We start from the raw sequence: 20712 nt of genomic DNA, 5'->3' as shown, positions 1-20712 counted from the left end.
CGCACGCCATGAGCGCCCGGCCGCCGGCCGCGCACCGGCCGCAGCGCCCAGCGGCGGCAATGCGATGGCCGCGGCCTTTGCCAAGCTGCAGACCAAGCGCTGACCGACACTCTGGAGTCCTTCTTGAACCGACACGCCGCCGCCACTGTTGTCGCCTGTGCCCTGAGTGCCCTGCCATCCGTGTGGGCGCAGGACCTGCCCGCAGGACCGCCCGAGCCGACGGTGCCGCCCGGCAATCGGCTGGACCGAGTCGAGATCCAGTCGCGTCCGCAAAGCGATACTGATCTGCGCCGCCGCTCTCCGGTGGCCAAGCAGATCTACGGCCGCGAGGAGATCGACAAGTACGGCGACCAGAACGTGGCCGATGTGCTCAAGCGCCTGCCCGGCGTCAATATGCAGGACGGCGCGCCGCGCATGCGCGGCCTGGGCGCCGGCTACACGCTGATACTGATCAACGGCGATCCGGCCCCGCCGGGTTTTGCGCTGGACCAGCTGAACCCGGCCCAGGTCGAGCGCATCGAGGTGACCACGGGCCCCAGCGCCGACCAGAGCGCCCAGGCGGTGGCCGGCGCGATCAACATCATCCTGAAAGAGGCCCCGCGCGTCTCGCAGCGCGATTTGCGCCTGGCCCTGGGCTATAGCGTGCAGCGCCCGGTGCCCTCGGCCACCTTCACCTTCGGCGAGCGCATCGGTCCGGTGTCGCTGGCCGTGCCGGTCTCGGCGTTTGAGTGGCGCGGCCGCAATGAGTTCGTCATCGAGCGCTTTGCGCCCGGCACTGACAAGGACCGTTCGCCCTCGCGCGCCATCCAGCGCCAGCAGCAGGCCTTCTGGGGCCATGGCTTCAACACCTCGCCGCGTTTGACCTGGAAGCTCAGCGACGAGCAGACCCTGAGCCTGCAGGGCTTCGCGCAGCGCGGCTACTGGAACAACCGCAATCGCTTCGATGACCAGATCCTGCTGGGCGAGCCCAGCCTGGACGACGACAGCCATAACACCGGCACCTGGCAGGTGCTGCGTGGCAATGCGAACTGGGTGAACCGCTTTGCCGACTCGCAGCGCATTGAGCTCAAGGCGGGGGTGCAGGACGCGCAGAACCGCTTCACCAATCGCAGCTTCCGCAATGACGCGATCTGGCGCTTCTCGGAAGGGGAGAACCATGATCGCAGCTTCACGCAATCCGGCAAGTACGCCCGGCTGCTGGGCGAGGAACACAGCCTGACGGTGGGCTGGGATCTGGAGTGGCGCAAGCGCGATGAGGAGCGCAGCGTTACCGAGAATGGCAAGCCGCAGCTGGCCGGGATCGAGGGGCTGCCCTTCACGGCCCGCATTGAGCGTCAGGCCTTTTTCGTGCAGGACGAGTGGGAACTGTCGCCGCAATGGTCCACCTATCTGGGCCTGCGCACCGAGCGCATCGCCACCGTGAGTCGCGGCAGCGAGGTGGTCTCGCGCAACACCAGCCGCGTGACGACGCCGCTATGGCATCTCAACTACAAGCTCGACCCCAAGGGCCGCGACCTGATACGCGCCAGCCTGACGCGCAGCTACAAGGCGCCGGATCTGAATGCGCTGCTGGCGCGGCCGACCATCAATGGGCTGTTCCCGCTGCTGAATGCCGCCGGGCAGCCGCAGAGCAATGAGGAGCAGTATCCGGACCGCATCGGCAATCCCTTGCTCAAGCCCGAGCTGGCCACCGGCCTGGACCTGGCTTTCGAGAAGTATCTCGAAGGCGGTGGGCTGGTCAGCGTCGGTGTGTTCCATCGACGGGTCAACAACCTGATCCGGAACGTCTCGACTCTGGAAGATGTCAGCTGGTCCACGCTGCCGCGCTGGGTTTCGCGCCCGGTCAACTTCTCCAAGGCCAAGACCAGCGGCCTGGAGCTTGAACTGAAGGGCCGGGCCGGTGAACTGATGCCCGCGCTATTCGAGCCCAGGCTGGCGCTCAATCTGCGTGCGGCTTTGAGCTTCTACAAGTCCGATGTCGAGGCCGTCCAAGGACCGAACAACCGGCTGGACAGCCAACAGCCCTGGTCGGGCAACTTCGGTGTCGACTACCGGCTCAGCAGCCTGCCGCTGCTGACCGGCGTCAGCCTGGTCTACACGCCGGGCTATACGACGCAGCAAACAGTGTCGCAAAGCCTGGAGCAGTCGCGCACTCGCTCCCTGGATGTCTTCGCGCAATGGAGCTTCAGCCGCACGGCCTCGCTGCGCCTGTCGGCCAACAATCTCGCGCCCTTCGACACCCGCTCGACCACGACGCTGGCTGATACGGGCTACGGTAGCAGCACCGAGCGCAGCACCCGGACCTGGTTCGGCGCGGCGCTGGAGCTCAAGCTCTAAGTAGGACAGGTGCGATGCAGGCGCTGCAGATCTACGCCGGCTCGCGCGCCCGCCAGCGCCTGCGCGAACGGGGTCTGCGGCCCGGCGATGTGCAGGTGATCCCGGCCGCCGCCGGCGGTCCCAAGGGCCTGATCCTCGGGCCGCTGGACCAGTACATCTTCGGCCCCTGGTTGGGCCAGAGTGCTCAACCGGTGCATCTGCTGGGCGCCTCGATCGGCGCCTGGCGCATGGCCACAGCCTGCCTCGGTGAGCCGCAGACCGAGTTTGAGCGTCTGACCGAAGCCTATGTGCAGCAGCGCTATGACAGCCTGCCGGGCCAACGACCGAGTGCCGCCAGCGTCAGCCGCGGTTTTGCCGCGACGCTCAAGGACTGCTTTGGCGGACGCGAGGGCCAGGTCTTGAGTCATCGGCGCTACCGCCTGCATGTCTTCACCTCGCGCGGCCGCCATATCCTGGGCCGCGAGGGCCGGCTGCGCACGCCGCTGGGTTATGTCGGCGCTTTTGCAGCGAACTTGCTGGCGCGCCGCGCGATGGGCGGCTGGCTGGACCGGGTGGTGTTCTCCGACCCGCGTGCGCCACTGCCGATGCCGCTGCATGACTTCCGCAGCCATCAGGCGGCGCTCGGCGAGCGCAATCTGCTGCAGGCCATCCTCGCCAGCTGCTCGATCCCGTTCTGGCTGCAGGCGGTGCAGGACATCCCCGGTGGGCCGCCCGGCGCGTACTGGGATGGCGGCATTACCGACTACCACCTGCATCTGAACTACGCGGCCATGGTTGGCGATGGCTTGGTGCTGTATCCGCACTTCCAGCGTCAGGTGGTACCGGGCTGGCTGGACAAGGGACTCAAGCGCCGCCATGGTGCCAGCGCCTTTCTCGACAATGTCGTGCTGCTGGCCCCGAACCCGACCTGGGTGGCCGGCCTGCCGCGCGCCAAGCTGCCGGACCGCGATGACTTCAAGCACTACGGCGACGATGTGGCCGGCCGCGCCAAGGTGTGGCGGCAAGCCGTGGCCGAGAGCCAGCGTCTGCGCGACGAATTTGCCGCAGCATGTTCACAGCCCGAGATCCTGGCGCTGCCGCTTTGATTACAATCGGTAATCCTCAGACAACAAGGGCGAGAAAGGCATCATGGTTATGACACCGCGAACTACGACCACCTCTCAAGGTAAATAGTCGGCCGCGGCTCGTCACGTCTTTCCATCTCTCCCTCAAAAGCGCGGCAGCAGGCCGCGCTTTTTTGTTTTTGCATTCGGAGTATTCCAATGATCTCGATCCAACTTCCCGACGGCTCCAAGCGTGAGTTCCCGCAGGCCGTCACCGTCTTTGATGTGGCGGCCTCGATCGGCGCCGGTCTGGCCAAGGCGGCGCTGGCCGGCAAGGTGGACGGCAAGGTGGTCGACACCAGCTTCCTGATCGAAGCCGATGCCCAGTTGGCCATCATCACCGACAAGGATGCCGACGGCCTGGAGGTGATTCGCCACTCGACCGCCCACCTGCTGGCCTATGCGGTCAAGGAGCTGTTCCCCGAGGCCCAGGTCACGATAGGCCCGGTGATCGAGAATGGTTTCTTCTACGACTTCTCCTACAAGCGCCCGTTCACGCCCGAGGATCTGGTCGCCATCGAGGCCAAGATGAGCGAGCTGGCCAAGAAGGACGAGAAGGTCCAGCGCCGCGTGCTGCCGCGTGACGAGGCCGTGGCCTACTTCAAGGGCATCGGCGAGGACTACAAGGCCGAGATCATCTCCAGCATCCCGGCCGGCGAAGACGTGTCCTTGTACCGCGAAGGCGCGTTCGAGGATCTGTGCCGCGGCCCTCATGTGCCGTCGACCGGCAAGCTCAAGCACTTCAAGCTGATGAAGGTGGCCGGCGCCTACTGGCGCGGCGATCATCGCAACGAGATGCTGCAGCGCATCTACGGCACGGCCTGGGCCAGCAAGGATGATCTGCAGAAGTACCTGCTGATGCTGGAGGAGGCCGAGAAGCGCGACCACCGCAAGCTGGGTCGTGAGCTGGATTTGTTTCATATCGACGAGCATTCGCCGGGCACTGTGTTCTGGCATCCGAAGGGCTGGACGGTGTGGCAGGGCGTCGAGCAATACATGCGTGCCGTCTACCGCGACAACGGTTACCACGAGGTGAAGGGCCCGCAAATCCTCGATAAGCACTTGTGGGAGCAGACCGGACACTGGGACAAGTACCGGGACAATATGTTCACGACCGAGTCGGAGAAGCGCGACTACGCGCTCAAGCCGATGAACTGTCCCGGCCACATCCTGATCTTCAAGCACGGCATCAAGAGCTACCGCGACCTGCCGCTGCGCTTCGGCGAGTTCGGCCAGTGCCATCGCAACGAACCCACCGGCGGCCTGCACGGCATCATGCGTGTGCGTGCCTTCACGCAGGATGACGGGCATGTGTTCTGCACCGAGGAGCAGATTCTTGAGGAGTGCGCTGCCTTCACGGCATTGCTGCAGAAGGTCTACAAGGACTTCGGCTTCACCGACATCATCTACAAGGTCGCGACGCGCCCAGAGGCGCGCATCGGCACCGATGAGGCCTGGGACAAGGCGGAGTTCGCGTTGATGGAGAGTCTGCGTCGTTCCAACTGCGAGTTTGAGGTGGCGGTGGGCGAGGGCGCCTTCTATGGTCCGAAGATTGAGTACACATTGAAGGACGCGCTCGGTCGTCACTGGCAATGCGGCACGATCCAGGTTGACCCGAACATGCCAGAGCGTCTTGGGGCCGAGTACGTGGATGAGCAGGGTGAGCGCAAGACGCCCATTATGCTGCACCGGGCCATCGTCGGCAGCCTGGAGCGCTTCATTGGCATCCTGATCGAGCAGCATGCCGGCGCCTTGCCGGCCTGGCTGGCGCCGGAGCAGGTGGTGGTGGCCAATATCACCGATGCGCAGGCCGATTACGTCGCCGAAATCGTGAAATCACTGCAAAAACAAGGAGTTAGGGTCAAGGCCGATTTGCGGAACGAGAAAATCACGTATAAAATCCGCGAGCATTCTTTGCAGAAGGTTCCGTTCATCCTCGTCGTTGGCGACAAGGAAAAGGCAAATGGAGCCGTTGCGGTGCGCGCCCGTGGCAACCAAGACCTGGGTGTGATGCCCCTGGAGAGCTTCCTGGAGAAGCTCTCGGGTGATATCACGCAGAAGGTCTAGCTCTGGGCGCGCTTTTGCTTGTGTTTGGGTCTCTATGCCTTGGAGGCCTGTTGAAAGGTATGCACCATCGCTACTTTTGCTGATCGTCGTGCGATTCCCGAGCGTAAGCATCGGCTGAACCGTGAAATCCTGGCTCCCGAAGTCCGCCTGAACGGCCCCGAGAACGAGCCCCTGGGTATCGTGAGCATCATGGAAGCCCTGCGCATGGCGGGCGAGCTGGATGTGGATCTGGTCGAAATCTCCGCGACGGCGACACCTCCGGTGTGCCGCCTGATGGACTACGGCAAGTTCAAGTACATCGAGCAGAAGCGGGCGGCCGAGGCGAAGTCCAAGCAAAAGGTCATCGAGATCAAGGAAGTCAAGTTCCGCCCGGGTACGGACGAAGGCGACTACCAGATCAAGATGCGCAATCTGCGTCGCTTCATCGCCGAAGACGGTGACAAAGGCAAGGTGACCCTGCGCTACCGTGGTCGCGAGATCACGCACCAGGACATCGGCATGCGGCTGCTGGAGCGTATTCGCGACGAGCTGTCGGATGTGGCCGTGGTGGAGAACATGCCCAAGCTGGAAGGCCGGCAGATGATCATGGTGCTTGCACCGAAAAAGCGCTAAAGCGCTTTGCAGTTTCAGCCCGCCGATCTGGTCGTCGGCGGGCTTATTAGTCTCCCGAGGCTGAACAAGTGCAGCGAGGAATCGCTGACGCCCCTGGGACATCTTAAAAGGAGCAATAACATGCCCAAAATGAAGACCAAGAGCAGCGCGAAAAAGCGTTTTCGCGTTCGTCCGGGTGGCACCGTCAAGCGCGGTCAAGCGTTCAAGCGCCACATCCTGACCAAGAAGACCACGAAGAACAAGCGCCACCTGCGTGGCACGACGACCGTGCACGAAACCAACATGGGTCACATCGCTCAGATGCTGCCCTTTGCTGGCCTGTAATTCCACCATTTAACTAAAGGAGATTTAATATGCCTCGCGTTAAACGTGGTGTTACCGCTCGTGCCCGTCACAAGAAGGTCCTGGCTCTGGCCAAGGGCTTCCGTGGTCGCCGTAAGAATGTCTTCCGCATCGCCAAACAGGCGGTGATGAAGGCAGGTCAGTACGCCTACCGTGACCGTCGCGCCAAGAAGCGTGTGTTCCGTGCGCTGTGGATTGCTCGTATCAACGCAGCAAGCCGTGGCCTGGGTCTGACCTACAGCAAGTTCGTGGCCGGCCTGAAGAAGGCCCAGATCGACATCGACCGCAAGGTTCTGGCCGACCTGGCCGTGAACGATCCGGCCGGTTTCGCTTCGATCTTCGCCAAGGTGAAGGCCGCTCTCGCTTAATTGCCAGGGCCGCAGCAATGCGGCCGTGGTGGCCCTGGCGCAAGCCGGGGCGCGACCTTTAGGGGCCGACACCCAGGTGTTCGGCCCTTTTTCATTTCTGATACGAACTCGCCCCGCGATGAACGATCTCGATCAACTGCTACAGAGCGCGCAGGCAGACTTTGCCGCCGCAGCCACGCCCGCCGACTTGGAAAACGCCAAGGCCCGATTTCTGGGCAAGTCCGGTCGCGTGACCGAGCTGATGAAGGGCCTGGCCGCACTGACCATCGACGAGAAGAAGACCCGCGGGGCCGAGATCAACGTCCTCAAGGTTGGTATCGAAGCCGCGCTGAGCGAGCGTCGCCAGGCCCTGGCTGATGCCGAGCTCGAGATCCAGCTGAAGGCCGAGGCTCTGGATGTCAGCCTGCCCGGCCGCCAGCGCGGCACCGGCGGCCTGCATCCGATCACGCGGGCGATGGAGCGGATCGAGGCGATCTTCGGATCGATGGGGTTCGACGTGGCCGATGGCCCCGAGATCGAGAACGACTGGTTCAACTTCACCGCGCTGAACACGCCGGCTGATCACCCGGCCCGCTCGATGCATGACACCTTCTACGTCGAAGGGGGTCATGTCTTGCGCACCCACACCAGCCCGATGCAGATCCGCTATGCGGTCCAGCATGTCAAGCGCCACCAAGCCTTGATAGCTGCGGGTCAGCCGATGCCGGAGATCCGCGTGATCGCGCCGGGCCGCACCTACCGCGTCGACAGCGATGCGACCCATTCGCCAATGTTCCACCAGGTCGAGGGCCTGTGGGTTGGCGAGAACATCTCGTTCAAGGATCTGAAGTCGGTCTATGTGAACTTTCTGCAGCAGTTCTTCGAGACGACGGACATGCAGATCCGTTTCCGCCCCAGCTACTTCCCTTTCACCGAGCCCAGCGCCGAGATCGACATGATGTTCGGCACCGGTCCGCTGAAGGGCCGCTGGCTGGAGGTGTCGGGCTCCGGCCAGGTGCATCCGCAGGTCATTCGCAATATGGGCCTGGACCCGGAGCGCTATATCGGCTTTGCCTTTGGCTCTGGCATCGACCGCCTGGCGATGCTGCGCTATGGCGTCAACGATCTGCGCCTGTTCTTTGATGGCGATCTGCGTTTCTTGTCGCAGTTCAAGTAAGCAGCCACCCGCCATCCAAGACGAGATCAAACATCATGCAATTCCCTGAATCCTGGCTGCGGTCATTCTGCAACCCCGCGCTGAACACCCAAGAACTTGCCGAGCTGCTGACGATGAGCGGCCTCGAGGTCGAAGAGCTGCGCCCGGTGGCGCCGCCTTTTCACGGCATCGTTGTTGCCGAGATCCTGACTGCCGAGCAGCACCCGAATGCTGACAAGCTGCGCGTCTGTACGGTCAATGCCGGCGGTCCGGAGCCGCTGCAGATCGTCTGCGGCGCGCCGAATGCGCGGGCCGGCATCAAGGTGCCGCTGGCCATGGTCGGCGCCGAGCTGCCCCCGGGCGAAGATGGCAAGCCCTTCGGCATCAAGGTTGGCAAGCTGCGCGGCGTCGAGAGCTTCGGCATGCTGTGCTCGGCTCGCGAACTCAAGCTCAGCGAGGACCATGGCGGCCTGCTGGAGCTGGCCTCCGATGCGCCCATCGGCCAGAACATCCGTGAGCATCTGAAGCTCGACGACACGCTGTTCACCCTGAAGCTGACGCCGAATCTGGCCCACGCGCTGAGCGTCTACGGCATCGCCCGCGAAGTCTCGGCACTGACCGGCGCGCCGCTGCAGGCGCCGGCGTTCACGCCCGCCGAGGTCAAGCACCAGGACAAGCTGCCGGTGCGCATCGAGGCTTCCGATCTGTGCGGGCGTTTCTCGGGTCGCATCGTGCGTGGCGTCAATACCCAGGCGCAAACGCCCGCATGGCTGGTGGACCGCCTGGCCCGTTGCGGCCAGCGCTCGGTCTCGCCGCTGGTCGATATCTCGAACTATGTGATGTTCGAGCTGGGTCGCCCCAGCCATATCTTCGACCTCGACAAGATCGATGGCGAACTGGTCGTGCGCTGGGGGCGCCAGGGTGAACAGCTCAAGCTGTTGAACGGCAACACCATCGAAGTCGACGAGAGCGTCGGCGTGATCGCCGACAACAAGGCGGTCGAATCGCTGGCCGGCATCATGGGCGGTGACCACACGGCGGTCTCCGATGACACGAAGAACGTCTATGTCGAAGCCGCCTTCTGGTGGCCCAAGGCGGTGATGGGCCGGTCGCGTCGCTACAACTTCTCGACCGATGCCGGCCACCGCTTCGAGCGTGGCGTGGATCCGGCGCAGACCGTCGAGCACATCGAGCGCATCACCCAGCTGNTCGACCGATGCCGGCCACCGCTTCGAGCGTGGCGTGGATCCGGCGCAGACCGTCGAGCACATCGAGCGCATCACCCAGCTGATCCTCGAGGTCTGCGGTGGTGAGGCCGCGGTGATGGACGACCAGATCACGGCGCTGCCTGAACGCAAGCCGGTGACACTGCGGGTGGCGCGCGCCGCCAAGGTGATCGGCATGCCGCTCATGCAGGCGCAATGCGCCGGCGTGTTCAAGCGCCTGGGCCTCGAGTTCGCAGAGGGCGAAGGCACGCTGACCGTGACGCCGCCCAGCTTCCGCTTCGACATCCAGATCGAGGAAGACCTGATCGAGGAAGTGATACGCGTGCTGGGCTATCCGAATCTGCCCGACACGCCGCCGCTGGCGCCGGTGGTGGGCAAGGTGGCCTCGGAATCGCGCCGGGCCGTTCATGCGCTGCGCCACGCCCTGGCCGGCCGTGACTACTACGAGACCATCAATTTCAGCTTCGTCGAGGCGCGCTGGGAGAAGGAGCTGGCCGGCAATGACAGCCCGATCCAGCTGCTGAACCCGATCGCCGCACCGCTGGCCGTGATGCGCTCCAGCCTGATCGGCAGCCTGATCAATGCGCTGCGCTACAACCTGAGCCGCAAGGCGCCGCGGGTGCGCCTGTTCGAGATCGGGCGGGTATTCCTGCGCGACGCCACCGTCGTGGAGAGCGACACGACGATCACCGGTGTTCGCCAACCGATGCGGGTGGCAGGTCTTGCCTTCGGCCCGGCCGATCAGCCGCAATGGAGTCAGCGCGACCGGGGCATCGATTTCTTCGATGTGAAGGGGGATCTGGAGGCCTTGTTCGCGCCCCGCCAGCTGCGCTTTGTCGCGGCTGAGCATCCCGCGCTGCACCCGGGCCGCAGCGCCCGTGTCGAGCTGGATGGCGAGGACATCGGCGTGATCGGTGAGTTGCATCCGAAATGGCGCCAGGGCTATGAGCTGCCCAGCGCGCCCATCGTGTTCGAGCTGGCGCTGGACGCCGTGCTGGCGCGCCGCCTGCCACAAGGCCAGGGCGTGCCGCGTCAACAGTCGGTGCAGCGCGATATCGCGGTCGTGGTCGGCGAGAGCGTCACGCATGAAGCCCTGATGACGACGATTGCCGGTGCCCATGACGGATTGATACGCTCGGCGCGGCTGTTCGACGTCTTCAAGCCGACCCAGGCCGGCGGTGATCTTAAGGAGGGTGAGCGCAGCATGGCCGTCCGTCTGGAGTTGCTGGACGACGAGGCCACCCTGACCGACGAGCGCATCGAGCAGGCGGTGGCCGCTGTGCTCGCGGCGCTGGCTCAGCATCTGGGCGCGCGTTTGCGCGGCTAAGCGAATAAAGGCGGGGAGGGTTTTGATGAGCGACGACGACAACAAGAACGAGAGCGGGCCGGCGCGCGTGCTGCTGCCCAGCCTGGAAACGCCGACCTTGACCAAGGCCGAGCTGGCCGAACTGCTGTTCGACAAGCTGGGCCTGAACAAGCGCGAGTCCAAGGACATGGTCGAGGCCTTCTTCGACATCATCCACGGTCAGCTGGTGCAGGGGCGGGACGTCAAGCTGTCGGGCTTCGGCAACTTCAATATCCGGCGCAAGGCCTCGCGCCCCGGGCGCAATCCGCGCACCGGCGAGGCGATCCCGATCAAGGCCCGCAATGTCGTCACCTTCCACGCCAGTCACAAACTCAAGGGACTGGTGCAAGGTGATACACCCAGCGAGGATGACTTCGAGTAGAGTCTGACCTCCCGACCTGAAGCCCTTGATTTGAATGGAAAAAGTGCTTCCTTCGATACCTGCCAAACGCTATTTCACCATCGGTGAGGTCAGCGATTTGTGTGGCGTGAAGCCCTATGTGCTGCGTTATTGGGAGCAGGAGTTCACGCAACTCAAGCCCATGAAGCGGCGTGGCAACCGCCGCTACTACCAGCACCATGAGGTGCTGCTGATTCGCCGCATCCGTGACTTGCTCTATGACCAGGGCTTCACGATCTCGGGTGCCCGCAACCAGCTTGCCGACGCGCCGGGTCTGCGCCTTGACGCGCTGCAGGCCTTCCGAGAGGAAGCCGCCGAGGCTGAGCGCCTGGAGGCCGATGAGCTCGACACGCTGCCGTCCTTCGAGGTGAGCGGCGACGAAAAGCTCTCGCTCGAACAGGTGCGTCAAGAATTGCTGTCGATTCGCGAGACATTGCTTGCGTTCTAGCTTTAAATCCGCCTATAATCTGAGGCTCAGTCGGGGCGTAGCGCAGCCTGGTAGCGCACTTGCATGGGGTGCAAGGGGTCGTGAGTTCGAATCCCACCGTCCCGACCAACAAAAAGAAGAGATCGATGGACCGGATGTGAAAGCATCCGGTCCATTTTTCCTTGTGCCATCGCCTTCTTACTCCTAGACGGCAGTCCCGGCCAACTCGCGGGCTGCCGTCGGTTCGCATGCCCGCCCATGAATTGGCCTTATGAGTTGCAGATTGGTTGGCGCTACACCCGCGCCGGCCGCGGCGGGCGGCGCAACCGCTTCATCTCCTTCATCTCCGGCGTCTCGATGCTGGGCATCGCGCTGGGGGTGGCGGCGCTGATCATTGTCTTGTCGGTGATGAATGGCTTCCAGAAAGAGGTGCGCGACCGCATGCTGTCGGTGATCGCGCATGTGGAGCTGATGTCCTATTCCGGCGAGGCCCTGGCCGACTGGCAGGCCACCGCCGCGAAGGCGCGCGCGAACCCGGCCGTGGTCGGTGCCGCCCCCTTTGTCGCGGCCCAGGTGCTGATCGCGCGCGGCGAGGACATGCGCGGCGCCATCGTCCGCGGCATCGATCCCGAGCTGGAGGCGACGGTCACGCCGCTGGCGGCTCAGCTCAAGGACGGCCCGCTGTCGCGGCTGAAAGCCGGTGACTGGGGCATTGTGTTGGGAGGGGAGCTGGCGCGCTCGCTCGGTGTGCGCGAGGGCGACAAGATCACGCTGGTCGCGCCGAGCGGTCAGGTCACGCCGGCCGGCGTCGTGCCGCGGCTCAAGACCTTCACCCTGGTCGGCACCTTCAATGCCGGCCACTACGAGTACGACAGCGGCCTGGCCCTGATCCATGTGGACGATGCGGCCCGGCTGTTCCGCGTCGGCGGCCCCACCGGCGTGCAGCTGAAGCTGGCCGATGTGCATCAGGCCCGCCAGGTCGGCGACCAACTGGCGCAAAGCCTGGGTCCCGAACTGCGCGTGCGCGACTGGACCCGCGCCAATGCCAACTGGTTCGATGCGGTCCAGGTCGAGAAGCGCTTGATGAGCATCATCCTGACCCTGATCGTCGCGGTCGCGGCCTTCAATCTGGTCTCGACCCTGGTGATGACGGTGACCGACAAGCAGGCCGACATCGCGATCTTGCGCACCCTGGGTGCCAGCCCGCGCTCCATCATGGGCATCTTCATGGTGCAGGGCGCGGCCTCGGGTGTGATCGGCACGATCTCGGGCGTGGGCCTGGGTCTGCTGGTGGCCTTCAATATCGATGTGATCGTGCCGACCATCGAGCGACTGCTCAATGTCAGCTTCCTGCCCGGCAGCATTTACCTGATCAGCCGCATGCCCAGTGAGCCGCAGAGCGCCGACATCATCCCGATCGCGATCACCTCGCTGATCCTGGCCTTCCTGGCCACCCTCTATCCGAGCTGGCGCGCCAGCCGCGTGCAACCGGCCGAGGCGCTGCGCTATGAGTGATGTTGTTCTGCAAGGCCAGGGCCTGGAGCGGCGCTTCCGCGAGGGCGGGCTGGATGTGAAGGTGCTGTCCGGCGTGGACATCCTGGTCAAACGCGGCCAGACCCTGGCCGTTGTCGGCGCCTCGGGTTCGGGCAAATCGACGTTGTTGCACCTGCTGGGTGGGCTGGACAAGCCGAGCAGCGGCACGGTCACGCTGATGGGGCAAGACCTGGCACGACTGGGCGAACCTGCCAAGGGCCAGTGGCGCAACCAGCACCTGGGCTTTGTCTACCAGTTCCATCATCTGCTGCCCGAGTTCAGCGCGCTGGACAATGTGGCCATGCCGCTGCGGATACGGCGCATGCCGGTAGAGGCCGCGCGCGCCACAGCGGCTGAGATGCTGGCCAAGGTGGGGCTGGGCGCACGGGTCAAGCACCGGCCCGGCGAGCTCTCGGGCGGCGAGCGCCAGCGTGTCGCGATCGCCCGGGCGCTGGTGACCAAGCCGGCCTGCGTGCTGGCTGACGAGCCGACCGGCAACCTGGACCGCGGCACGGCCCAGGCGGTGTTCGAGCTGATGCTTCAGACGGCCCGCGAGCAGGGCACGGCCTTTGTGCTGGTGACCCATGACCAGGGCCTGGCCGCACAGTGCGAAGCGCGGCTGAGTCTGGTCGGCGGCGAGCTGCAGTAGGATCTCGGGCCCCGTAAAGACAGCCATATGACCACGACCTCGCGCTTCATCCTCAAACTCAGCTGCCCCGATCAGTCCGGCATCGTCCATGCCGTGACCGGCTATCTGCTGGAGCAGGGCGGCAATATCCTGACCTCGGCCCAGCATGGCGATGCCGATCACCGCCGCTTCTTCATGCGCATCGAGTTTGAAGCGCCCGGCGAGGTGGGGGCGATGCGCGCGGCTTTCGAGCCGCTGGCGCAGCGCCTGCAGATGGACTGGGAGCTGGTGGCACGCGCGACCAAGACCCGGGTGCTGCTGCTGGTCTCCAAGCTGGGCCATTGCCTGAACGACCTGCTGTTCCGCGTCCAGACGGGCCATCTGCCGATCGAGATCCCGGCCATCGTCTCGAACCATCGCGACTTCTACCAGTTGGCCGCCTCGCACAACATCCCCTTCCATCACTTTCCGCTGCTGAACGCCAGCGAGGAACAGAAGGCGGCCCAGGAGCGCAAGATCCGCGAGGTCGTCGAGGACAACCAGATCGATCTGGTGGTGCTGGCCCGCTATATGCAGATCCTCAGCCCCGAGTTGTGCCAGTACCTCAGCGGCCGGGCGATCAATATCCATCACAGCTTCCTGCCCAGCTTCAAGGGCGCCAAGCCCTATCACCAGGCCTATGAGCGCGGCGTCAAGCTGATCGGTGCCACCGCCCACTATGTGACCTCGGACCTGGACGAGGGCCCGATCATCGAGCAGGAGGTGGCCCGCATCGACCACAGCCTGCCGCCCGAGCAGCTGGTGGCGATGGGCCGCGATGTCGAGTGTGTGACCCTGGCGCGCGCGATCCAGTGGCATGCCGAACACCGGGTGCTGATGAACGGCAACCGGACCGTCGTCTTCCGCTAGCCGCCAATGTGGATCGACAGCCACTGCCACCTGGACGCGCCGGAGTTCGACGCGGACCGCGAGGCGGTGGTGGCACGGGCCCGGGCGGCCGGCGTCGATCAGATCGTGATCCCGGCGGTGGGGGCCTTCGATTTCGAGGCGGCGCGCGAACTGGCCCATGCGCATGGCTATGCCTATGCGCTGGGCATCCATCCGCTCTATGTGATGGGCGCCCAGGAGCAAGACCTGGCCCTGCTGGCCGCCTTGCTGGAGCAGCATCGCGATGATCCGCGTTTGGTGGCGATCGGCGAGATCGGGCTGGACTTCTTTGTCCCGGGTCTCGACGCGGCGCGGCAGGACTTCTTCTATACCGAGCAGCTGAAACTGGCCAGGCGCTTAGCGCTGCCGGTGATTCTGCATGTGCGCAAGAGCGCCGATCAGCTGCTGCGCGGCCTGCGCCGCATCGCGGTGCCTGGGGGCATCGCCCATGCGTTCAACGGCAGCGCGCAGCAGGCGCAGAGCTTTGTCGAGCTGGGCTTCAGGCTGGGTTTCGGCGGCACGCTGACGTTTGATCGCTCGCTGCAGATCCGTCGCCTGGCGGCGCAACTGCCCGAGTCGGCCTTGGTGCTTGAGACAGATGCGCCCGACATCCCGCCGCACTGGCTCTACAGGACGGCCGAGGAGCGTGCCACCGGGCTCGCCAGCGCGCGTAACGAGCCGGCCGAGCTGCCGCGTATTGCCGAGAGTCTCGCAGCGCTGCGCGGCTGGACGCTGGAGCAGACCGCCGCCATCACCAGCGCCAATGTGCGCGCGGCCCTGTCGCGGTTGCAGCGGCTGCCGTGAGCGAGCCGCCGCTGCAAGGCCTGGCACCGGTCTGGTCGCCGCAGGCCCGGCTGCTGCTGCTGGGCAGTTTCCCCGGTGTCGCCTCGCTGCAGGCCCAGCAGTACTACGGACATCCGCGCAACCACTTCTGGCCCATCCTGTCGGCGCTGTGGGGGCTGGATCTGCACGCCCTCGCTTACGACAAGCGCCTGGAGGCAGCGACGGCGCGCGGACTGGCGATCTGGGATGTCTATGCGACCTGCGAGCGCGAGGGCAGCCTGGACAGCGCGATCCGCGCCGCGCAACCCAATGATCTGGCGGGCCTGGTGGCGCGCATGCCGGCCTTGCAGGCGGTGGCGCACAACGGCGGCGAGTCGGCGCGCAGCATCAAGATCACCGGCGCGCTGGGCCTGCCCGCCTACCGCCTGCCGTCGACCAGCCCGGCCAATGCCTCGTGGTCCTTCGAGCGCAAGCTGCTCGCCTGGCGGGAAGTGTTCGCGCGCCATGGTCTACTTGATGAATGAGCAAGAACAAGGCAAAGAAAACTGATTGGATCCCAGCCACGCTGAGCGAGTACGACGGCGTGCGCTTTCTGCACCTGGACTCGATCTGGGTGCAGGGGGCGATGCGCATTCGCAAGCCCCAGCAGCTGGAGCTGGAGTATGTGCAGCGCATGATGGCCTGGATGCTGTGGCGCGACAGCGAGACCTTGCGCGAGGGCAGGGCGGTGCAGCTGGGACTGGGGGCGGCCGCGATCACGCGCTTTTGCCACAAGGTCTTGCGCATGCCCCACACGACGGCGGTGGAGATCAATCCGACCGTGATCGCGGCTTGCCGCGCCTGGTTTCATCTGCCCGAGGACGAGGCCAGACTGACGGTGCTGAACCAGGACGCGGCGACCTGGGTCGCTGACGCCGCGCATTGGCAGACGGCGGCGGTGCTGAACGTCGATCTCTACGATCACGACGCGGCCTCGCCGGTGCTCGATGACGAGCTCTTTTATGCCAACTGCCGCCAGGTGCTGGCCGATGGCGGGTTGATGACGGTCAATCTGTTCGGCCGCGACGCCAGCTTTGCGCGCAGCGCCGCCCGCATCGCTAGCGTGTTCGGCAGCGACCAGGTCTGGAGCCTGGCGCCCACCAAGGAGGGCAATACCGTGGTGGTGGCGGCGCGCGGCGTGCAGGTGCCGGACCGCGAGGAACTGGAGCGCCGTGCGGCTAATATCGAGTCGCGGTATGAGCTGCCCGCGCGCAAATGGCTGCGCCTGGTGCGGCCGCTGCCGCTGTCCATCATCAACCAGCTGCGTGCCGAGCCCCAGACATGAGCGTCAAGCCCAAGACTTCCGCGCCCAAGACCGAAGGTCGTCTCGAATGGCGCACCCTGCTGCGCTGGATGCTGGAGGATGAGCTGATCGACGCCGAGCAGGTGCAGCGCACCGAGGCGCGTTTCGCGGCCGGCGATAGCTCGCTGCACCCGCTGGTGCGTCTCGGCCATGCCGGCCTGACCCGCAGCGCCAATGGCAAGACGCTGGACCCGGAACAGCTGACCGAGTGGCTGGCCGCGCGGGTCAAACTGCCCTATCTGCGCATAGACCCGCTGAAGGTTGATGTGGGCCGGGTCTCTGACATCATGTCGGTGGGCTATGCCGAAGCCAAGCGCTGCCTGCCGGTGTCGGTCGGGCTGACCGAAGTCACCATCGCCACTTCGGAGCCCTTCGATACCGCCTGGATGGCGCAGATCGAATCGCACACCCGCAAGTCCATCAAGCTGGTGGTCGCCAACCCGCTGGAAATTGCGCGCTTCACGACCGAGTTCTTCACCCTGGCCCGCTCGGTGCGCAATGCGGCCAAGGCTGGCGAGGTGACCCAGATTGCCAGCTTCGAGCAGCTGGTGGAGCTGGGCAAGAACACCAAGCAGCTCGATGCCAATGACCAGGGTGTGGTCCAGGTGGTCGACTGGCTGTGGCAATACGCCTTTGACCAGCGCGCCAGCGATATCCATCTGGAGCCGCGCCGCGATATGGGCGTGATCCGTTTCCGCATCGACGGCGTGCTGCACACGGTCTATCAGCTGCCGCCCTCGGTGATGAGCGCGATGACCTCGCGCATCAAGCTGCTGGGGCGCATGGATGTGGTGGAGCGCCGCCGCCCGCTGGACGGCCGCATCAAGACCCGCAACCCGGCCGGCGACGAGGTGGAAATGCGCCTGTCGACCCTGCCCACCGCTTTTGGCGAGAAGATGGTGATGCGCATCTTCGACCCCGACAACGCGGTCAAGGAACTCAATCAGCTGGGCTTCTCCGGCCACGATGCCGAGCGCTGGAACAAGCTGGTGGCCCAGCCGCACGGCATCATCCTGGTGACCGGCCCGACCGGCAGCGGCAAGACCACAACGCTGTACTCGACGCTCAAGCGCCTGGCCACCGACGAGGTCAATGTCTGCTCGATCGAGGACCCGATCGAGATGATCGAGCCGGCCTTCAACCAGACCCAGGTGCAGGCCGCGCTGGACCTGGGATTTGCCGAAGGCCTGCGGGCGCTGATGCGGCAGGATCCGGACATCATCATGGTCGGTGAAATCCGCGATCTGGAGACTGCCGAGATGGCCATCCAGGCGGCGCTGACCGGCCACCTCGTTTTCTCGACACTGCATACCAACGATGCTGCCTCGGCGATCACGCGTCTGACCGACCTGGGCGTGCCGCCCTACCTGATCAGCGCCACCGTGATCGGCGTGCTGGCGCAGCGCCTGGTTCGTACCCTGTGCAGCCACTGCAAGGTGCCTGACCCGGCGGTGACGCGCGACACCTTGAACGAGATGCTCAAGCCCTGGCGCATGAATGGTGGCGTCAAGCCCTACAAGCCGGTGGGCTGCCTGGATTGCCGCAACACCGGCTATCGCGGCCGTGCCGGTCTGTATGAGCTGCTGACCGTCAGCGAGGCGGTCAAGGCCACCTTGCACCCCAGCCCGGACATCTCGGCGCTGCGCCGCCAAGCCATGCAGGAGGGCCTGCGCCCGCTGCGGCTGGCCGGTGCGATGAAGGTGGCCGAGGGCATGACGACGCTCGAAGAGGTGCTGCGCAGCACGCCGCAGTGGGAGGCCTGAGTCCTGCGCCGCTAGCTTCAGGCCCAGGTCTACCGGTAGATACCCGCGAGAGGCTTGTCGCGGGTGCGGCGCCCGGTCGGTGTTTACGTGGAAACCACACAGCAGAGCCTGGATAGCCCTGCCTAGAATGCAGCCGGTCTAACAAGCTTGAGAGTAGGTCTGCAATGAAGATCAAGAGTCAAAAAGACTTCTGGTCCGGACTGATGTTCCTCGTCGTCGGCATAGGCTTTGCCTGGGGCGCGACCGAATACAGTTTTGGATCTTCCGCACGTCCCGGCCCTGGTTACTTTCCCTTCGGTCTCGGCGTTCTGCTGGCCATCCTGGGCGGCGCTGTGCTGTTCAAGGCATTGACCATCGAATCCGAGGGTGGCGATCCGATAGGCGGCGTGGCCTGGAAGCCGCTGCTGATCATCGTCGCGGCGGTGGTGCTGTTCGGCGTGATGCTGCCGCGCCTGGGTCTGGCGATCACGCTGCCGGTGCTGATCGTGTTCTCGGCCATGGCCGGCGACGAGTTCCGCTGGCGCGGCGCCGTGCTCAGCGCGGCGGTGCTGACCGTGGGCAGCTGGTTCATCTTTGTGTGGGGTCTGAGCCTGGTTCTGCCGGTCTGGCCCACTATTTTCGGCGGCTGAGGAGTAGCGCATGGACTTGCTGAACAATCTTGCGCTTGGCTTCAGTACCGCACTGACGCTGACGAATCTGGCCTACGCTTTCGGCGGGGCCCTGCTGGGGACCTTGATCGGTGTGTTGCCCGGCCTTGGCCCGGTGGCCACCATCGCGATGCTGCTGCCCTCGATCTATGCGCTGGATGCCACGCCCGCGCTGATCATGCTGGCCGGCATCTACTACGGCGCCCAGTACGGCGGCTCGACAACTGCCATCCTGATCAATGTGCCCGGCGAATCCAGCTCGGTGGTGACCGCCATCGACGGCTACCAGATGGCGCGCAAAGGTCGAGCCGGGGCGGCCTTGGCCGCAGCAGGCCTGGGCTCCTTCTTTGCCGGTTGTGTCGGCACCATCGTGATCGCGGCCTTCGCGCCGCCGCTGACCGAACTTGCCTTCAAGTTCGGCCCGGCCGAGTATTTCTCGTTGATGGTGCTGGGCCTGATCGGCGCCGTGGTGCTGGCCTCGGGCTCGCTGCTGAAGGCCATCTCCATGATCGTGCTGGGCCTGCTGCTGGGTCAGATCAACACCGATGTGATCTCGGGCGCGCCGCGTTATTCCTTCGACATTCCCGAGTTGACCGACGGCATCAACTTCGTCGTGATCGCGATGGGCGTGTTCGGCTTTGGCGAGATCATCGCCAACTTGGGCAAGCCGGCCGAGCACCGCGAGGTCTTCACCAAGCATGTGAAGGGCTTGTGGCCCACGAAGCAGGACTTCCACGATGCCTGGCCCTCGGTGCTGCGCGGCACGACGCTGGGTTCTATCCTGGGCGTGCTGCCCGGCGGCGGTGCCTTGCTGTCCTCGTTTGCGGCTTACACGCTGGAAAAGAAGATCGTCAAGAACCCCAGCGTGCCTTTCGGCCAGGGGGCGATCCAGGGTGTGGCCGGTCCCGAGGCTGCCAACAATGCCGGCGCGCAGACCTCTTTCATCCCGATGCTGACCCTGGGCATTCCGCCCAATGCGGTGATGGCGCTGATGGTGGGGGCGATGACGATCAAGGGCATCCAGCCCGGCCCGCAGGTGATGACCAGCAACCCCGAGCTGTTCTGGGGCCTGATCGCATCGATGTGGATCGGCAACCTGATGCTGGTGATCCTGAACCTGCCGCTGATCGGCATCTGGATCAAGCTGCTGACCGTGCCTTACCGCTTCCTGTTCCCGGCCATCGTGACCTTCTGCTGCATTGGCAGCTACACGCTGAACAACAACAGCTTCGATGTCTACATGACGGCCATTTTCGCGGTGATCGGCTATCTGTTCTACAAGCTCAGCTGCGAACCTGCGCCGCTGCTGCTGGGTTTCATCCTCGGCCCGATGATGGAAGAGAACCTGCGCCGCGCACTGCTGCTGTCGCGCGGGGACTGGACGACCTTCATGACCCGTCCGCTGTCCGCCGGCCTGTTGATTGCGGCTGCCTTGATGGTGGTGGTGGTGATGCTGCCCTCGATCAAGAACAAGCGTGAAGAGGCGTTCAAGGAAGAAGACTGATGGATGTTGATGCCGCGATGCGGCGTTCGTGACCTGGAACCCGCAGACTGCAAGGTCTGTGGGTTTTTTCTTGATGGCCTCGGTAGTGCGTGCAGCTGGTCTACCGTCCCTGCGGCGCACTCCGCAACAGAAAATTGTGACGCCCTACTTGCAAGCCCTAAAAAACCTGTGCTACAGTCGAGGGCTTCGCTGCTAGCAAGTTTGTTCGAGACGAGAGTCTGAA

The 20712-nt window shown here is 64.7% G+C and carries 18 protein-coding genes, 1 tRNA gene and 1 pseudogene; all 20 read left to right on the top strand.

The window, feature by feature from the left end:
• Positions 1–123: 123 nt before the first annotated feature.
• Complete coding sequence (locus PO768_RS21345) at positions 124–2337, top strand: TonB-dependent receptor plug domain-containing protein (protein ID WP_272647659.1); 2214 nt, start codon at positions 124–126, stop codon at positions 2335–2337.
• 14 nt (positions 2338–2351) lie between these two features.
• Complete coding sequence (locus PO768_RS21340; protein ID WP_272647658.1) at positions 2352–3422, top strand: patatin-like phospholipase family protein; 1071 nt, start codon at positions 2352–2354, stop codon at positions 3420–3422.
• 177 nt (positions 3423–3599) lie between these two features.
• Positions 3600–5507 (top strand): threonine--tRNA ligase, encoded by a 1908-nt coding sequence (gene thrS / locus PO768_RS21335; protein ID WP_272647657.1) that lies wholly within the window; start codon positions 3600–3602, stop codon positions 5505–5507.
• Between the two features lie 66 nt (positions 5508–5573).
• On the top strand, positions 5574–6119 hold the full coding sequence (gene infC / locus PO768_RS21330; RefSeq protein WP_266004296.1) for a translation initiation factor IF-3: 546 nt from the start codon (positions 5574–5576) through the stop codon (positions 6117–6119).
• Between the two features lie 120 nt (positions 6120–6239).
• Complete coding sequence (gene rpmI / locus PO768_RS21325) at positions 6240–6443, top strand: 50S ribosomal protein L35 (RefSeq protein ID WP_137943977.1); 204 nt, start codon at positions 6240–6242, stop codon at positions 6441–6443.
• Between the two features lie 29 nt (positions 6444–6472).
• Complete coding sequence (gene rplT, locus PO768_RS21320; protein ID WP_102766472.1) at positions 6473–6829, top strand: 50S ribosomal protein L20; 357 nt, start codon at positions 6473–6475, stop codon at positions 6827–6829.
• Positions 6830–6947: 118 nt separating this feature from the next.
• Positions 6948–7985 carry a phenylalanine--tRNA ligase subunit alpha gene (gene pheS, locus PO768_RS21315; protein WP_137943976.1) on the top strand — a complete coding sequence of 346 codons (1038 nt, stop codon included), beginning with the start codon at positions 6948–6950 and terminating at the stop codon, positions 7983–7985.
• A 35-nt stretch (positions 7986–8020) separates the two neighbouring features.
• Positions 8021–10517 (top strand): annotated as a pseudogene (gene pheT, locus PO768_RS21310) (phenylalanine--tRNA ligase subunit beta).
• 25 nt (positions 10518–10542) lie between these two features.
• A complete protein-coding gene (locus PO768_RS21305) occupies positions 10543–10917 on the top strand; it encodes an integration host factor subunit alpha (protein ID WP_272647656.1) in 375 nt (124 codons plus the stop codon).
• A gap of 34 nt (positions 10918–10951) precedes the next feature.
• Entirely contained in the window at positions 10952–11383 is a 432-nt protein-coding gene (locus PO768_RS21300) for a MerR family transcriptional regulator (protein ID WP_137943973.1), read from the top strand.
• Between the two features lie 31 nt (positions 11384–11414).
• Positions 11415–11491: transfer RNA gene (locus PO768_RS21295), tRNA-Pro, on the top strand.
• Between the two features lie 129 nt (positions 11492–11620).
• On the top strand, positions 11621–12877 hold the full coding sequence (locus tag PO768_RS21290; RefSeq protein ID WP_272647655.1) for a lipoprotein-releasing ABC transporter permease subunit: 1257 nt from the start codon (positions 11621–11623) through the stop codon (positions 12875–12877).
• Positions 12870–13544: an ABC transporter ATP-binding protein gene (locus PO768_RS21285; RefSeq protein ID WP_262970880.1), complete on the top strand. Its 675-nt coding sequence runs from the start codon at positions 12870–12872 to the stop codon at positions 13542–13544. The genes PO768_RS21290 and PO768_RS21285 overlap by 8 nt, the downstream gene beginning before the upstream one ends.
• 27 nt (positions 13545–13571) lie before the next feature.
• Complete coding sequence (gene purU, locus PO768_RS21280) at positions 13572–14432, top strand: formyltetrahydrofolate deformylase (protein ID WP_137943970.1); 861 nt, start codon at positions 13572–13574, stop codon at positions 14430–14432.
• A gap of 6 nt (positions 14433–14438) precedes the next feature.
• Complete coding sequence (locus PO768_RS21275) at positions 14439–15254, top strand: TatD family hydrolase (protein ID WP_272647654.1); 816 nt, start codon at positions 14439–14441, stop codon at positions 15252–15254.
• Positions 15251–15757: a DNA-deoxyinosine glycosylase gene (locus PO768_RS21270; RefSeq protein ID WP_272647653.1), complete on the top strand. Its 507-nt coding sequence runs from the start codon at positions 15251–15253 to the stop codon at positions 15755–15757. The genes PO768_RS21275 and PO768_RS21270 overlap by 4 nt, the downstream gene beginning before the upstream one ends.
• On the top strand, positions 15754–16557 hold the full coding sequence (locus PO768_RS21265; protein WP_272647652.1) for a spermidine synthase: 804 nt from the start codon (positions 15754–15756) through the stop codon (positions 16555–16557). The genes PO768_RS21270 and PO768_RS21265 overlap by 4 nt, the downstream gene beginning before the upstream one ends.
• Positions 16554–18338 carry a GspE/PulE family protein gene (locus PO768_RS21260; protein WP_272647651.1) on the top strand — a complete coding sequence of 595 codons (1785 nt, stop codon included), beginning with the start codon at positions 16554–16556 and terminating at the stop codon, positions 18336–18338. Before PO768_RS21265 ends, PO768_RS21260 begins: the two co-directional genes overlap by 4 nt.
• A 164-nt stretch (positions 18339–18502) precedes the next feature.
• The gene (locus PO768_RS21255) at positions 18503–18967 is read left to right on the top strand and encodes a tripartite tricarboxylate transporter TctB family protein (RefSeq protein WP_272647650.1); all 465 of its coding nucleotides are present in this window, start codon (positions 18503–18505) and stop codon (positions 18965–18967) included.
• Between the two features lie 10 nt (positions 18968–18977).
• Positions 18978–20489 carry a tripartite tricarboxylate transporter permease gene (locus tag PO768_RS21250; RefSeq protein ID WP_272647649.1) on the top strand — a complete coding sequence of 504 codons (1512 nt, stop codon included), beginning with the start codon at positions 18978–18980 and terminating at the stop codon, positions 20487–20489.
• Positions 20490–20712: the final 223 nt, after the last annotated feature.

Source organism: Paucibacter sp. XJ19-41 (assembly GCF_028462495.1).
GTDB lineage: Bacteria > Pseudomonadota > Gammaproteobacteria > Burkholderiales > Burkholderiaceae_C > Roseateles_E.
The sequence above is the reverse complement of the archived record's forward strand: the minus strand, read 5'-3'. Positions and strand labels throughout refer to the sequence as shown.

Bases quoted from the DNA above. Each gene is read 5' to 3' on its own strand.
- PO768_RS21265 (WP_272647652.1), top strand. From the start codon at position 15,754: ATGAGCAAGAACAAGGCAAAGAAAACTGATTGGATCCCAGCCACGCTG.
- PO768_RS21260 (WP_272647651.1), top strand. From the start codon at position 16,554: ATGAGCGTCAAGCCCAAGACTTCCGCGCCCAAGACCGAAGGTCGTCTC.
- purU (WP_137943970.1), top strand. From the start codon at position 13,572: ATGACCACGACCTCGCGCTTCATCCTCAAACTCAGCTGCCCCGATCAG.
- PO768_RS21290 (WP_272647655.1), top strand. From the start codon at position 11,621: ATGAATTGGCCTTATGAGTTGCAGATTGGTTGGCGCTACACCCGCGCC.
- rpmI (WP_137943977.1), top strand. From the start codon at position 6,240: ATGCCCAAAATGAAGACCAAGAGCAGCGCGAAAAAGCGTTTTCGCGTT.
- PO768_RS21275 (WP_272647654.1), top strand. From the start codon at position 14,439: ATGTGGATCGACAGCCACTGCCACCTGGACGCGCCGGAGTTCGACGCG.
- PO768_RS21300 (WP_137943973.1), top strand. From the start codon at position 10,952: ATGGAAAAAGTGCTTCCTTCGATACCTGCCAAACGCTATTTCACCATC.
- PO768_RS21285 (WP_262970880.1), top strand. From the start codon at position 12,870: ATGAGTGATGTTGTTCTGCAAGGCCAGGGCCTGGAGCGGCGCTTCCGC.
- PO768_RS21250 (WP_272647649.1), top strand. From the start codon at position 18,978: ATGGACTTGCTGAACAATCTTGCGCTTGGCTTCAGTACCGCACTGACG.
- PO768_RS21255 (WP_272647650.1), top strand. From the start codon at position 18,503: ATGAAGATCAAGAGTCAAAAAGACTTCTGGTCCGGACTGATGTTCCTC.
- rplT (WP_102766472.1), top strand. From the start codon at position 6,473: ATGCCTCGCGTTAAACGTGGTGTTACCGCTCGTGCCCGTCACAAGAAG.
- thrS (WP_272647657.1), top strand. From the start codon at position 3,600: ATGATCTCGATCCAACTTCCCGACGGCTCCAAGCGTGAGTTCCCGCAG.
- PO768_RS21305 (WP_272647656.1), top strand. From the start codon at position 10,543: ATGAGCGACGACGACAACAAGAACGAGAGCGGGCCGGCGCGCGTGCTG.
- pheS (WP_137943976.1), top strand. From the start codon at position 6,948: ATGAACGATCTCGATCAACTGCTACAGAGCGCGCAGGCAGACTTTGCC.
- PO768_RS21340 (WP_272647658.1), top strand. From the start codon at position 2,352: ATGCAGGCGCTGCAGATCTACGCCGGCTCGCGCGCCCGCCAGCGCCTG.